The organism is Streptomyces sp. NPDC046977, from assembly GCF_040644455.1.
GTDB lineage: Bacteria > Actinomycetota > Actinomycetes > Streptomycetales > Streptomycetaceae > Actinacidiphila.
The window spans coordinates 315,536-329,349 of the sequence record NZ_JBEYWO010000007.1; the positions used below are offsets into that span (position 1 = coordinate 315,536).

A 13,814-nucleotide genomic window follows, 5' to 3' on the forward strand; every position below is an offset into this window, starting at 1 on the left:
GGGCGACGGCCTTTCGGGGGTGGGGGGCAAGCAAGGGATTCAGGAGCGTACTTCGAGCAGGGGGACCAGTTGCTCGACGGGGGTCATCGAACCGTGCAGGCCCACCATCGAGGACTCCCCCGGCTCCCTGCGGGTGGCGACGACGGCGATGTCGTCCCGGGCGACGGCGACGACATCGCCGATGCGGCCGCGCACCCGGTCCTCCACGTGCGGGCCGAACCAGCCCGCCGCGACGGCCTCGTCGCGGGTGGCGACCCACATCTGCTCGCCGAGCACCTCGCTCCACACGGCGTACACGTCGGCGGCGGCACCGGGGACGGCGTAGACGTGCCGGGCCCGGGCCTCGCCGCCGAGGACGGCGACGCCGGCGCCCAGCTCCCAGTCCTCGTCGAAGTCGATCCGCGACTCCGGGTCGAAGGGGATGTCGATCATGCCGTGGTCGGCGGTGACGTAGAGCGCGCTGCGCGGCGGCAGCTGCTCCGCGAGCCGCTGGACCAGGCGGTCGGCCGTCATGAGCTGGCCGCGCCAGGCGTCGGAGTCGACGCCGTGCCGGTGGCCCATCGAGTCCAGCTCGCTGTAGTACGTGTAGACCAGCGCCCGGTCGGCCGCGGCGAGCCGCTCGGCGGTGAAGTCCATGCGGTCGTCACCGGTGAGCCGCCCGTGGAAGGTGCCGCCGCTCAGGGCGATCTTCGTCAGCGGGGTGTGCTGGAACGTCGGCGAGGTGACCTGGCAGGTCTCCACACCGGCGTCCTGGACGAGCTGGAAGACGGTGGGGTGCGGCTGCCACTCCTGGGGCGACGTCCAGGGCTGCCAGCGCAGCTGGTTCATCAGCTCGCCGCTGTCCGGGTTGAGGACGGTGTACCCGGCCAGCCCGTGGGCGCCGGGCGGCAGGCCCGTACCGACCGACGCGAGCGAGGTCGCGGTCGTCGAGGGGAAGCCCGCGGTGAGCGGCTGCCCGGTGCCGCCGGTCGAGGTGCCCAGCAGCGAGGTGAGGAAGGGGGCCTCGTCCGGGTGGCGCCGGATCAGCTCCCAGCCCATGCCGTCCACGAGGAAGACGCAGACGCGGTCGGCCGGGGCCAAGCGCAGCGCGGTCGGCGGGGTGCTGGTCACGCCGAGGCCGGCGGCCACCGCGGGCAGCAGGTCGCTGAGCGAGGCGGTGCCGTAGCGCGGGGCGGGCGCGTCGGCGGGGTCCAGCGGCGCGGACTCGTACGGGGGGACGGGATGGGCCATCAGGCGGCCGTGCTCGCTGTCGCCTCGGAGAGGGCCTGCGCGAAGGCGAGGGTCTGGCGGACGGTCTCCGGGCCGTCCCCGGCCTCGCTGACCCGCAGGCTCAGGTCGTCGGCCGTGGAGGAGCCCGTGTAGCCGTGGTCGGCCTCGCAGTTGGGGTCGCCGCAGGCGGCGGGCTCCAGGTCGATGCGGCTGACCGCTCCCCAGCCGATGGTGAGCACGACCTCGCGGGGCAGGGTGCCGGCGGTGTAGGACTCGGGGTTGGCGACCACCCGGCTGAGCACGACCGAGGAGATGCGCTCCAGCTTGACCGACTCGGTGGAGGTGGTGGCGTACGGCGTCGGGGAGGTGTCGTCGGCGCCCTGCTCGTCGGTGTGGCTGACGATGAAGCGCGTGCTGGTCAGGACGAGCACGGTGACGTGCCGGCGGACCTCGTTGGCGTCGAAGGTGGTCTCCTGGTGCACCAGGTACGAGTGGACCGGCTCCCCGCCGACGGAGGCCTCCACGGCCTCGGCCACGAGGGTCGGGTAGTAGCCGCTGCGCTCGATCGCCGCGCGCAGCCCCTGGGTCGTACCGGTCTTCGCCATGCTCACCATCCTAGTGCGGCGCATGTGTTCAGAAGGACGACAGTGCGCGCGGTCCGAGGTCCGTTCGAGCAGGGGGGCGCGCGAGGCGGACGGACGCGCCGAGGACCGTGAGCCCCTCCGCGGCCACGACGACCGGTTCGAGGTCGACGGACACCACCTCGGGCAGGTCGTCGACCAGGAGCGAGACCCGCAGCAGCAGCTCTTCCAGGGCCGGGGTGTCCACCGGCTCGGCGCCGTGCCAGCCGAAGAGCAGCGGGGCGGCCTTGATGGAGCGCACCAGCTGGGCGGCGTCCCGGTCGGTCGCCGGGACGAGGCGGTGCGCGGTGTCGCCGAGCAGTTCCGAGGCCGCGCCGGCGAGGCCGAACGACAGCACGGCGCCCGCGCCCGGGTCGACGGTGGCGCGCACCACGGTGTCCACCCCGCGCGGCGCCATGGCCTGCACGACCAGGTGCAGCTCCCCGGGCTTGCCGAGGCGCGCGGTCAGCTCCTCGTAGGCCCGGCGCAGGTCGTCGGGGTCGGCGAGGTCGAGGCGGACGGCGCCGAGGTCGGCGCGGTGGCGCAGGTGCGGGGCGGTGGTCTTCAGCGCCACGGGATAGCCGAGGCGGCGGGCGGCCGCCAGGGCGGCGGCCACGTCGGGCGCGGGCAGCGCGGCGCGCACGGCGATGCCGTAGCGGGCCAGGAGCGCGGCGGTGGCGGGCTCGTCCAGGGTGACGCCGGGGGCGCCGTCGACGGCCCGTTCCCCGGTGCCCTCCAGCAGCCGCGCCACGTCGCGGCGCGCCGCTGCCTCGTCGACGTCGTCGAACTCGGGCACCCGGCCGGGCGTCCCGGCGTCCCGGCGCCACTGGGCGTGGCCGGCCGCCTGGGCGAGGGCCTTCACGGCGCGCTCGGCGGCGGCGTAGGCGGGGATCCCGGGGACGGCCAGGCGGGTGCCCATGGCCTCCAGCGCGGTGTGCACGACCGCCACGGGCTTGGTGCCGCCCGCCTCGGTGACGGCGCGCTCCAGGGCGGCGGCGAGCTCGGGGTCGTCACCGGTCTCGGGGTGGCCCTGGAGTTCGTCGCCGACGCGCGGGATGGCCGTGACGACGACGGCGTCGTGGGCGGGGTCGCGCAGCGCGGCGGTGAGCGCGGCGGCGAAGTCCTCGGGTGTCGCGGAGGTCGTGAGGTCGGCGGGGCGGCCGGGTTCCAGCCCGGCGGTCAGGCACGCGTCGTAGGTGAGCAGGCCGAGCGACTCGGAGTTGCCGAGGACGGCGACGCGGGGCCCGGCCGGCAGCGGCTGGCAGGACAGCAGCAGTCCGGTGTCCAGGAGCTCGGTGACGGTGTCGGTGCGGATGACGCCGGCCTGGCGCAGCAGCGCGGAGACGGTGCTGTCGGGGATGGGGGTGACCGGCACGGTGTGGCCGGGCGGCGTGGCCGCGGAGTGGCGGGCGCCCTTGACCACCACGACCGGCTTGACGGCGGCGGTGCGGCGGGCGAGGCGGTAGAACTTCCGCGGGTTGCCGAGGGTTTCCAGGTAGAGCAGCGCGACGTCGGTCGCCGGGTCGTCGTGCCAGTACTGGAGGATGTCGTTGCCGGAGACGTCCGCGCGGTTGCCCGCGGAGACGAAGGACGACAGCCCGGCACCGCGCCGGTGCAGCCCGGACAGCATGGCGATGCCGATGGCCCCGGACTGGGTGAACAGCCCGAGCCGCCCGGCCCGCGGGATCTCGGGGGCCAGCGAGGCGTTGAGCCGGATGTCGGCGGCGGAGTTGAGGACGCCGAAGGCGTTGGGCCCGATGACGCGCATGCCGTACGAGCGGGCCTGGCGGACGAGGGCGCGCTGCCTGCGGCCGCCCTCCACGCCGGACTCGGCGTAGCCGGAGGACAGGACGAGCAGGCCGAGGACGCCGTGCCGGCCGCACTCGGCGACCACTTCCGCGACGTTCTCCGCGGGGACGGCGATCACGGCGAGGTCGACCTGTCCGGGGATCTCCGCGACGGAGCGGTGGGCCGGGACGCCCTCGGGTTCGAGGACCCGCAGGCCGGGATCGAAGGAACGGTTCACCGCGTGCACCTGCCCGGTGAAGCCGCCCTCGGTGATGTGCCGCAGCGTGCTGCGGCCGACGCCGCCGGGCCGCCGTCCGGTGCCGATCACGGCGATCGAGTTCGGGCTGAGCAGCCGCGCCACGGACCGGGCCTCGGCCCGCTGCTCACGGGCGCGCATGACGGCCACCGACTGCTCGGTGGGTTCGAGGTCGAACTCGAGCCGGACGACGCCGTCGGTGAAGCTGCGCTGCTGGGTGTAGCCGGCGTCCGTGAACACCTTGATCATCTTGCGGTTGGCGGGCAGCACTTCGGCGATGAAGCGCCGGATGTCGCGCTCACGCGCCACGGCCGCGACGTGCTCCAGCAGCGCGGAGGCGACCCCGCGACCCTGGTGCGCGTCCTGGACGAGAAAGGCGACCTCGGCCTCGTCGCTCTCGGTCCGGTCGTAGCGGACGGTGGCGATGAACTCCCCGCCCACCAGGGCCGCCAGCCCCACCCGGTCGCGGTAGTCGTGGTGCGTGAAGCGGTGCACGTCCCGGTCGGACAGCCGCGGGTAGGGCGCGAAGAAGCGGTAGTACTTGGACTCGTCCGAGACCTGCTCGTAGAAGCTGACCAGCCGCCCCGCGTCGTCGGGCCTGATGGGCCGGACATGGGCGATCCCACCGTCGCGCAGGACGACGTCCGCCTCCCAGTGGACCGGGTACTCACGCTCTTCCGTGGACGGCGGGGTCGTCATGGGGCCAGCGTACGGGCATCGACACGCGCGGGATCGGTGCGACGATGTCAGGGACGGAAGGGAAGGACCGACCGGTGGACCCGGCATGGCAGACTGGTCTAGACCTCCCTGGAACGACCCGAAGGACAACACCATGGCTGAGCGCCGCGTCACCGTCGGCTGGGCCGAGGGACTCCACGCCCGTCCCGCAGCGATCTTCGTCCGCGCCGCGACCGCCGTCGGCGTCCCCGTCACCATCGCCAAGGCCGACGGCGCCCCCGTCAACGCCGCCTCGATGCTCGCCGTGCTGAGCCTGGGTGCCGCGGGCGGCGACGAGATCGTCCTGGCCTCCGACGCCGAGGGCGCCGACGCCGCGCTCGACAGCCTGGCGAAGCTGGTGTCCGAGGGCCTGGAAGAGCTTCCCGAGACCGTCTGACGCGGTCGCCCGGCACGCCGGGACCGGTGCCGCGACATCCGGCCGGATGTCGCGGCACCGGCTTTTCCGGCCACCTGTCGAATTCGGTGCCGCACGCCGCAGAAACCATCAGCCACCGCACGCCGGTCAGAATTCGGCCCGATTGTCCCCGGCGTATACGGCAGCGCTGTTAAAACCAATGACCCGGCGTGTGTCCGGCATGTTTCCCTTTCCTCACCGAAGGGTCGCGCCACGGCCCGTGCGCTCCGGGCGGCGCAACCGGTGCACCGTCGCGGCGCGCTCCACATGGCCGGCCATCGCCGCGCGGGCGCGCTCCGCGTCACCCCGGGCGACGGCGTCCACGACGGATGCGTGCTCCTCCCACGACTCCGCCGCGCGGCCCGGTGAGTCCACCGCGTACACCCAGGCGATCTTGCGCCGCAGCTGCGTCAGCAGCGTCACCAGGGTGGGGCTGCCGGAAGCCTGCGCCAGCGTCTCGTGGAACCAGCCGTCGAGCGGCGGCAGGTCGGACAACTGCCCCTGCACGGACCGCTCCTGGCCGAGCCGCACCAGCCCGCGCAACACCTTGACGTGCGCCTCCGTACGCCGCTCGGCGGCGCGCGCGGCGCCCAGCGGCTCCAGCAGGCCGCGGATCTCCAGGAGGTCCGCCGCCTCCTGGTCGGTGGGCTCGGCCACGGACGCCCCCGCGTGCCGGCGGGTGCGGACGAAGCCCTCGGACTCCAGGGTGCGCAGCGCCTCGCGGACCGGCACCCGCGACACCCCGTAGCGCTTGGCGAGCTGCTCCTCGGTCAGCCGGCTGCCCGGCGCGAAGTGCCCGCCGACGATGTCGTCACGAATCGCCGCGCACACCGCCTGGGCGGAAATACGGCGCCCCGCGCCGCCCGTCCCGTTCACGTCCGGTCCCACATCGCCGGTTTCCTTTCCCCGCGTGCCGGCGGCTGCCGCTCAATTCCACGTGACGCAGGTGCCGGCGCTTTCCTGGCGACCCTATTCCAGCACGTGGCCGAATCCGCTGGCAGCCCCGAATTCATGGAGCGTTTTTGGACACACCTCCGCGCGCGCCGAAGGCCCCGGCCTGGGGGAGCCGGGGCCTTCGGGGTGGGGGGAGGGAGAGGGACTGGTGGACCGGGAGGTCAGAAAGCGGTCATAAGCGGTCAGAAGAGGACGCCGTGGGAGCGCAGGTACGCCACCGGGTCGACATCGGAGCCGTACGCCGGGGTGGTCCGGGCCTCGAAGTGCAGGTGCGGGCCGGTCACGTTGCCCGTGGCGCCCGACAGGCCGATCCGCGTGCCGGCGGACACCGCCTGGCCGACCGAGACGGCGATCGAGGACAGGTGGCCGTACTGGGTGTACATGCCGTCCGCGTGCCGGATCACGACGTTGTTGCCGTACGAACCGCCCCAGCCGGCCTCGACAACCGTGCCGGCACCGGCGGCGTGCACCGGCGTGCCGATGGCCGCCTGGAAGTCCACGCCCGTGTGGTAACCGGAGGACCACAGGCTGCTGGTCGCGTGGTACGGGGTGCCGATGGCGCCGTGGACCGGCAGCATCCAGGAGGTCAGCGAGGTACGGACGCGGGAGCGCGAGGCGTGCGCCGCGCCGTCGCGGGCCGTGGCCTTCGCCTTTGCTTCCTTCGCCTCCTTCGCTTCCTTTGCTGCCTTCGCGGTGGCCTCGGCCTTCTTGGCCGCCCGCACCTTCGTCACGTGCGCGACGTGTGCCGCGTGCTGCTTTGCGGCCTTCTTCGCCGCGGAGACCGCCGCCTTGCGCTGCGCGTCGGCCTGCTCGGCGAGGTGGTCCGCCAGGTCGCCGCTGACGGCGGCGCACTTGGCGAACGCGGAACGCTGGGTGTCCGCGGCCTGCGCGGAGGCGGTGAGCGTACCGGCGGTGACGGCGGTGAACGCGGCGGCGCAAGCGACGGTGGTACGTATGGTGAACGCCATGGGCAGGCGGGGATCCTTTCCTTCCTTCTCGCCTACCGGGTTAGCTGACGGGTTCGGAGCAGGAAGGTCTCCTACGGGCACCCCGGTGAGGGCAGGCCCGATTCACCCCAGGGGACGACTCATATGGGTCCCCGGCTCCCCAGGCTCACGCCCGACGGGGACTCGGCGATCGTTGCTCCGGTGCCGCGGGAGGCGGCTGATTCCGCCGGACAACCCGAGGACGCTAACCGTGCCCTTACGGTCGTTCCAAAAAAATCCGGGCTTTTGTGCGGGATGCCACACCGACCCCCAACCGTCACCAACCGTTCCCCGAACGGCAAAACCCCAGTTCCTGCCGGGTGCATCGGCGCCCCGCGCGGGTGCCGGCCACCGCCTGGCACCACGCCCGCCGGGGCACGTGACCGGAGTCACTTGCCGGGTCCGCCGAAGGACCGGCCGGCACTCGGCGCCCTGCGCAGGGTCCCCGCGTGACCACGACATCAGGCGCGACGTCGCCCGCGGCCCGCGCCGCCGAGGACTTCCTGCGCTCCTTCCACGACCGGAACCCCGGCTTCCAGTCGGCGGGGGTCGAGAAGGCACTCACCCGTGACGGGCGCACCAGCCACGCGGTTCTCGCCGCACACGTTCCCGGCGCGCGGCGCGTCCTCGACCTGGGCCGCGCGGACGGCGCGCTGCTGGAGCTGCTCGCGGGCCAGGGAGCCGGGGTCCTCGCCGGCATCGACCTGTCGGAGGGAGAGCTGGCCCTCGCCCGCCGGCGGCCCTCGCTGGCGGACGCCGACCTGCGGCAGGGACGCGCCCAGGAGCTGCCCTTCGCCGACAACTCCTTCGACGCCGTGGTGTCGCACATGGCGCTCATGCTCATGTCCGACCCCGAACAGGTCACGGCGGAGGCGGCGCGGGTGCTCGCCCCGGGCGGCACGCCGGCCCTCGCTGTCGGCGGAGGAGCCGTCCCCGGTGAGGGAGCGGATCTCTTCCTGACGCCGGCCGTGCCGTACTTCCGGGCGGCTCCGCCCGAGCGGGGCCTGCCACGGCTCGGTGACCGCAGGACGCGCGGGCGGGAGGGGCTGGACGCGCTGCTCAGTCCGCTCGGGTTCACCGCGCTGTCCTGGCGGACCGTGGTCATCGGCATGGACGGCACCCCCTCGGAGGTCTGGTCCGCCCTCACCTCCACGTACTACGACATGGAGGTCCTGGACGAGGAGCGGACCGCGGACCTGCGTGCCGCGTTCCTCGACCGCGCCGCGGCCCTGACCGGCTCCGACGGGCAGCTCCCGTGCGGCATGCGGGTCAACGTGGCGGCGGCCCGGTGGGAGCCCTGAGCCCGTGTGCGCCGCGACCCCGGGCGCCGCTGGGGCGTCCGGGGCCGCGGGGCGGGCGGCGTGGCGTGGCGTCAGGCGCCCGTGACGACCGTCACGGGGCCGATGCCGAGGTCGCGGACCGGGTCGGCGATCACCGAGGCGTCACCGACCAGGACGACCACGAGGCGGTCCAGCGGGAACGCGGCGACGGCCGCGGCCGTGGCCTCGACCGTGCCGGTGGCCGCCAGGCGCTCGTACAGCCGCGCCTGGAAGTCGTCGGGCAGCGACTGCTCGACCTGGTCGGCGAAGGTGCCGGCGACGGCCGAGGCCGTCTCGTAGCGCAGCGGGGCGACGCCCACGAGGTTCTGGACGGCGACGTCCCGCTCGTCGTCGGTGAGCCCCTCCGCCGCCAGGGTGCGCAGCACCTGCCAGGTGTCGGCGAGCGCCGGCGCGGTGACGTCGGTCGCCACGGAGCCGCTGATGCCGAGCAGCGAGATACCGGTACCCTCCGGCGTGGAGAGCAGGACCTGGCCGAAGGCGCGGACGCCGTAGGTGTAGCCCTTCTCCTCGCGCAGCACGCGGTCCAGGCGCGAGGTCAGCGTGCCGCCGAGGCAGTACGTGCCGAGCACCTGGGCCGGCCAGACCGGGTCGTGGCGGTCCGCGCCCGCGCGCCCGATGAGCACCTGGGTCTGGACGGAGCCGGGGCGGTCGACGACGATCACGCGGGCGGTGTCGTCCGCGGTGATCGACGGCAGCGCGCGGCGCTCGGCGGGCTTGCCGCTCCACTCCCCCAGGGTGCTGCCGAGCAGCGCGTCGAGGTCGATGCCCGTGAGGTCGCCGACCACGACCGCGGTCGCGGTGGACGGCCGTACGTGCGCGTCATAGAAGGCGCGGACGGCCGGCGCGTCGATCCGCGAGACGGTCTCCTCCGAGCCCTGACGCGGCCGGGAGCACCGCAGTTCGGCGGGGAAGAGCTCCTTGGACAGCGCCATGGCGGCGCGCCGCGCGGGGTTGGCGAGCTCGTGGGGGATCTCGTCGAGGCGGTTGCCCACCAGGCGCTCGATCTCGCTCTCCGGGAACGCCGGGGCACGCAGCGCGTCGGCGATCAGGCCCAGCGCCTTGTCCAGGCGCGAGGCGGGGACCTCCAGCGAGACCCGCACGCCGGGGTGGTCCGCGTGCGCGTCGAGGGTGGCGCCGCAGCGCTCCATCTCGGCCGCGAACTCCTCGGCGGTGAGCTTGTCCGTGCCCTCGGACAGGGCGCGGGCCATGATCGTGGCGACGCCGTCCAGGCCCTCGGGCTCGGCGTCGAGCGGCGCCGCGAGCAGCACCTCCACGGCGACGACCTTCTGGCCGGGGCGGTGGCTGCGCAGCACGGTCAGCCCGTTGGGCAGCTGGGAGCGGTCCGGGGCCGGGAAGTCCCAGGGCTTGGGGTCGCCCGGCCGGGGCTGCGGGTGGAACGTCATGGTGCTCTGGACGTCGGTCACTGGTCCGCGCCCTCCTCGTCCTGGTCGGAGTCCTCGCCGGGGGCCGCCGCGGAGCCCGTGGGCTCGTACACGAGCACGGCGCGGTTGTCGGGCCGCAGCGTCGCCGCGGCGATGGCACGCACCTCGTCGGCGGTGACCTCCAGGACCCGCTTGACCGCGGTCAGCGCCAGCTGCGGGTCGCCGAACAGCACGCTGTAGCGGCACAGTTCGTCGGCGCGGCCGCCGACCGTGGCGAGCCGGTCCAGCCACTCGCGCTCCAGCTGGGCCTGGGCCCTTTCCATCTCCTCCGGCGTCGGCCCCTCTTCGGCGAAGCGGGCCAGCTCCTCGTCCACGGCGGCCTCGATCGCGGGCACCTCGACACCGCTGGACGTCTTGACGTCCAGCCAGCCGAGCGACGGCGCGCCGGACAGCCGCAGCAGGCCGAAGCCGGCCGCGACCGCGCTGCGGTCCCGGCGGACCAGCCGGTTGTGCAGCCGGGAGGACTCCCCGCCGCCCAGGATCGTGAGCGCCAGGTCGGCGGCGTCGGCCTCGCGGGTGCCGTCCTTCGGCAGCCGGTACGCGGCCATGAGGGCGCGGGAGGGGACGTCCTCCTCGACGACCTCGCGGAGCTGCCCGCCGATCACCCCAGGGAGTGAACCGTCGCGCGGCGCCGGCTTGCCGTCGTGGGACGCGATGGTGCCGAAGTACTTCTCGGCCCAGGCCAGCGTCTGCTCCGGGTCGATGTCGCCGACCACCGCGAGCACGGCGTTGTTCGGGGCGTAGTACGTCCGGAAGAAGGCGCGCGCGTCCTCCAGGGAGGCGGCGTCCAGGTCGGCCATCGAGCCGATGGGCGTGTGGTGGTACGGGTGCCCGTCCGGGTACGCCATGCCGGTCAGCCGCTCGAACGCGGTGCCGTAGGGCACGTTGTCGTAGCGCTGGCGACGCTCGTTCTTCACCACGTCGCGCTGGTTGTCCAGGCTCTCCTGGTCCAGCGCGGACAGCAGGCTGCCCATGCGGTCGGCCTCGAGCCACAGGGCCAGTTCCAACTGGTGGGCCGGCATGGTCTCGAAGTAGTTGGTCCGCTCGAAGCTCGTGGTGCCGTTGAGCGAGCCGCCGGCGGCCTGGACCAGCTCGAAGTGGCCGTTGCCCTTGACGTTCGCCGATCCCTGGAACATCAAGTGCTCGAAGAGGTGGGCGAGTCCGGTACGGCCCTTCACCTCGTGACGGGAACCGACGTCGTACCAGAGGCAGACCGCGGCGACCGGGGTGAGGTGGTCCTCGGAGAGCACCACACGCAGGCCGTTGGCCAGGCGGTGCTCGGTCGCGGTGAGGCCGCCGGATTCTGCCTCCGGCGTGGCCGTGTGACCCATGGGCAAGCTGTCCTTCCCGTCGCGTACTCGTTGTTTCGTGCGTAGACCTGCCACTCTAGGCAGCGGACAAACAGCCTGCGAAGTTCCCGTCACCGGCGCGCAGGAGCCGGGGGGTGGTCGGGGCTGTCGGTGGGGCGGTCCACAATGGTCCGCGTCAGTCACGTGTCCACACCCGATGAGGTCCAGCCGAAGGAGCAGCGCCCTGATGGCCCGCCGCACCACGAAGACCCCGCCGCCGGACGATTTCGAGGAGCGGATCCTCGACATCGACGTCGTCGACGAGATGCAGGGGTCCTTCCTCGAGTACGCCTACTCGGTCATCTACTCGCGCGCGCTCCCCGACGCCCGCGACGGGCTCAAGCCGGTGCACCGCCGGATCGTGTACCAGATGAACGAGATGGGGCTGCGTCCCGAACGCGGCTTCGTGAAGTGCGCCCGTGTCGTCGGCGAGGTGATGGGCAAGCTCCATCCGCACGGCGACGCCTCGATCTACGACGCCCTGGTGCGCATGGCGCAGCCGTTCTCCATGCGGGTGCCGCTGGTCGACGGCCACGGCAACTTCGGTTCGCTCGGCAACGACGACCCGCCGGCCGCCATGCGCTACACCGAGTGCCGCACGGCCCCGGCCGCGATGCTCATGGTCGAGTCGATCGACGAGGACACGGTCGACTTCGCGCCGAACTACGACGGGCAGGAGCAGGAGCCCGTCGCCCTGCCTGCCGCGTATCCGAACCTGCTGGTCAACGGGGCCTCGGGCATCGCGGTCGGCATGGCGACCAACATGCCGCCGCACAACCTGGGCGAGGTCGTCTCCGCCGCCCGGCACCTGATCCGCTACCCGAACGCGGACCTCGAGACGCTGATGCGCCACGTGCCGGGCCCCGACCTGCCCACCGGCGGCCGCATCGTCGGCATGGACGGCATCCGGGACGCGTACGAGAGCGGGCGCGGCACCTTCAAGATCCGCGCGACGGTCTCGGTCGAGGAGGTCACCGCCCGCCGCAAGGGCCTGGTGGTGACCGAGCTGCCGTTCACCGTCGGCCCGGAGAAGGTCATCTCCAAGATCAAGGACCTGGTCGGCTCCAAGCGCCTCCAGGGCGTCGCCGACGTCAAGGACCTCACCGACCGCGAGCACGGACTGCGCCTGGTCATCGAGGTCAAGAACGGCTTCCACCCCGAGGCCGTCCTGGAGCAGCTGTACAAGCTCACGCCGATGGAGGAGTCCTTCGGCATCAACAACGTGGCCCTGGTCGACGGCCAGCCGCTCACGCTGGGCCTGAAGGAACTGCTGGAGGTCTACCTCGACCACCGCTTCGAGGTGGTCCGCAGGCGCAGCGAGTTCCGCCGCGGCAAGCGCCGCGACCGGCTCCACCTGGTCGAGGGCCTGCTGGTCGCGCTCGTCGACATCGACGAGGTCATCTCGATCATCCGCTCCAGCGACAACGCGGCCCAGGCCAAGGAGCGGCTCGTCGAGCGCTTCTCGCTGTCGGAGATCCAGACCCAGTACATCCTCGACACGCCGCTGCGCCGGCTGACCCGCTTCGACCGGATTGAACTGGAGTCCGAGCGGGACCGCCTCACCGCCGAAATCGAGGAGCTGACCCGGATCCTGGAGTCCGACGCCGAACTGCGCAAGCTGGTCAGCACCGAGCTGGCGGCGGTGGCGAAGAAGTACGGCACCGAGCGCCGCACCGTCCTGCTGGACTCGACGGCAGCGCCGATCGCCGCTGTGCCGCTGGAGGTCGCCGACGACCCCTGCCGCGTCCTGCTGTCCTCCACCGGGCTGCTGGCGCGCACCGCGAACGGCGAGGCCCTGGCGCCGGGCGACGGCAAGCGCGTCAAGCACGACGTGATCGTCTCGGCGGTGCCGACGACCGCGCGGGCGGACATCGGGGCGGTCACCTCGACCGGGCGGCTGCTGCGGATGGCGGTGATCGACCTGCCGATCCTCCCGGAGACGACGGGCGCGCCGAACCTGGCGGGCGGCGCTCCGCTGGCGGAGTTCCTGTCGCTGGAGCCGGACGAGCAGGTGGTGTGCCTGACCACGCTCGACGAGTCCTCGCCGGGTCTGGCGCTCGGCACCGAGCAGGGCGTCGTCAAGCGCGTCGTGCCGGACTACCCGTCGAACAAGGACGACTTGGAGGTCATCGCCCTCAAGGAGGGCGACCGGATCGTCGGCGCGGTCGAGCTGCGCACCGGCGAGGAGGACCTGGTCTTCATCACCGACGACGCCCAGTTGCTGCGCTACCCGGCGGGCCAGGTGCGCCCGCAGGGCCGCCCGGCGGGCGGCATGGCCGGCATCAAGCTCACCGAGGGCGCCAAGGTGATCTCCTTCACGGCGGTGGACCCCTCGGCCGACGCCGTGGTCTTCACCCTCGCCGGCGCCCGCGAGGTGCTGGACGGGGCGGAGGAGAGCACGGCCAAGCTCACCCCGTTCGACCAGTACCCGCGCAAGGGCCGGGCGACCGGCGGCGTGCGCTGCCAGCGCTTCCTCAAGGGCGAGGACGTGCTGCTGCTGGCCTGGGCCGGTGTCGCCCCCGCCCGTGCCGCCACCTCCGCCGGTACCCCCGCCGACCTTCCGCCGAAGGACCCGCGCCGGGACGGCTCGGGTGTGGCGCTGACCAAGCGGGTCGCGGTGGTGGCCGGCCCGGTGTGACGGGCGCGTGACAGCGGAAAGGGGCGCGGCACCGGTACGGTGCCGCGCCCCCCGGCGGTCCCGGGCGGGGCGCGCCCCCCCCCCCCCCCCCCCGGCGGGC

10 protein-coding genes and 1 riboswitch are annotated in these 13,814 nt (G+C 73.5%); of the genes, 3 read left to right on the plus strand and 7 right to left on the minus strand.

All coding sequences use genetic code 11. From position 1 onward, the window contains the following. Window positions 1-39: 39 nt before the first annotated feature. Genes ABZ883_RS13955 through ABZ883_RS13965 form a run of 3 tightly spaced genes read right to left on the minus strand, consistent with a single transcriptional unit; the run spans window position 40 to window position 4,572 of the window. On the minus strand, window positions 40-1,230 hold the full coding sequence (locus ABZ883_RS13955; protein WP_360905844.1) for a nucleotide pyrophosphatase/phosphodiesterase family protein: 1,191 nt from the start codon (window positions 1,228-1,230) through the stop codon (window positions 40-42). Further along, window positions 1,230-1,814 (minus strand): DUF5998 family protein, encoded by a 585-nt coding sequence (locus tag ABZ883_RS13960; protein WP_360905845.1) that lies wholly within the window; start codon window positions 1,812-1,814, stop codon window positions 1,230-1,232. Before ABZ883_RS13960 ends, ABZ883_RS13955 begins: the two co-directional genes overlap by 1 nt. Window positions 1,815-1,842: 28 nt before the next feature. Then, window positions 1,843-4,572 (minus strand): GNAT family N-acetyltransferase, encoded by a 2,730-nt coding sequence (locus ABZ883_RS13965; protein WP_360905846.1) that lies wholly within the window; start codon window positions 4,570-4,572, stop codon window positions 1,843-1,845. A gap of 133 nt (window positions 4,573-4,705) precedes the next feature. Here ABZ883_RS13965 and ABZ883_RS13970 point away from each other — a divergent pair, with 133 nt between their 5' ends. After that, window positions 4,706-4,987 (plus strand): HPr family phosphocarrier protein, encoded by a 282-nt coding sequence (locus ABZ883_RS13970; protein ID WP_360905847.1) that lies wholly within the window; start codon window positions 4,706-4,708, stop codon window positions 4,985-4,987. A 213-nt stretch (window positions 4,988-5,200) separates the two neighbouring features. On the opposite strand, the gene ABZ883_RS13975 is transcribed toward ABZ883_RS13970, so the two are convergent. Then, complete coding sequence (locus ABZ883_RS13975) at window positions 5,201-5,893, minus strand: GntR family transcriptional regulator (RefSeq protein WP_360905848.1); 693 nt, start codon at window positions 5,891-5,893, stop codon at window positions 5,201-5,203. A 248-nt stretch (window positions 5,894-6,141) separates the two neighbouring features. After that, complete coding sequence (locus tag ABZ883_RS13980) at window positions 6,142-6,927, minus strand: M23 family metallopeptidase (protein ID WP_360905849.1); 786 nt, start codon at window positions 6,925-6,927, stop codon at window positions 6,142-6,144. A gap of 14 nt (window positions 6,928-6,941) precedes the next feature. Then, window positions 6,942-7,105, minus strand: a riboswitch (cyclic di-AMP (ydaO/yuaA leader). A gap of 289 nt (window positions 7,106-7,394) precedes the next feature. Between ABZ883_RS13980 and ABZ883_RS13985 the strand changes: the two genes are divergently transcribed. Continuing rightward, a complete protein-coding gene (locus ABZ883_RS13985) occupies window positions 7,395-8,246 on the plus strand; it encodes a methyltransferase domain-containing protein (protein ID WP_360905850.1) in 852 nt (283 codons plus the stop codon). 71 nt (window positions 8,247-8,317) lie between these two features. Here ABZ883_RS13985 and ABZ883_RS13990 read toward each other — a convergent pair whose 3' ends face one another. Beyond that, window positions 8,318-9,688 carry a pitrilysin family protein gene (locus tag ABZ883_RS13990; protein WP_360905860.1) on the minus strand — a complete coding sequence of 457 codons (1,371 nt, stop codon included), beginning with the start codon at window positions 9,686-9,688 and terminating at the stop codon, window positions 8,318-8,320. Between the two features lie 17 nt (window positions 9,689-9,705). Further along, entirely contained in the window at window positions 9,706-11,058 is a 1,353-nt protein-coding gene (locus ABZ883_RS13995; protein ID WP_360905851.1) for a pitrilysin family protein, read from the minus strand. A gap of 205 nt (window positions 11,059-11,263) precedes the next feature. Here ABZ883_RS13995 and ABZ883_RS14000 point away from each other — a divergent pair, with 205 nt between their 5' ends. After that, a complete protein-coding gene (locus ABZ883_RS14000; RefSeq protein WP_360905852.1) occupies window positions 11,264-13,714 on the plus strand; it encodes a DNA topoisomerase IV subunit A in 2,451 nt (816 codons plus the stop codon). Window positions 13,715-13,814: the final 100 nt, after the last annotated feature.

Bases quoted from the DNA above. Each gene is read 5' to 3' on its own strand.
- ABZ883_RS14000 (WP_360905852.1), top strand. From the start codon at position 11,264: ATGGCCCGCCGCACCACGAAGACCCCGCCGCCGGACGATTTCGAGGAG.
- ABZ883_RS13990 (WP_360905860.1), bottom strand. From the start codon at position 9,688: ATGACGTTCCACCCGCAGCCCCGGCCGGGCGACCCCAAGCCCTGGGAC.
- ABZ883_RS13960 (WP_360905845.1), bottom strand. From the start codon at position 1,814: ATGGCGAAGACCGGTACGACCCAGGGGCTGCGCGCGGCGATCGAGCGC.
- ABZ883_RS13980 (WP_360905849.1), bottom strand. From the start codon at position 6,927: ATGGCGTTCACCATACGTACCACCGTCGCTTGCGCCGCCGCGTTCACC.
- ABZ883_RS13995 (WP_360905851.1), bottom strand. From the start codon at position 11,058: ATGGGTCACACGGCCACGCCGGAGGCAGAATCCGGCGGCCTCACCGCG.
- ABZ883_RS13965 (WP_360905846.1), bottom strand. From the start codon at position 4,572: ATGACGACCCCGCCGTCCACGGAAGAGCGTGAGTACCCGGTCCACTGG.
- ABZ883_RS13970 (WP_360905847.1), top strand. From the start codon at position 4,706: ATGGCTGAGCGCCGCGTCACCGTCGGCTGGGCCGAGGGACTCCACGCC.
- ABZ883_RS13955 (WP_360905844.1), bottom strand. From the start codon at position 1,230: ATGGCCCATCCCGTCCCCCCGTACGAGTCCGCGCCGCTGGACCCCGCC.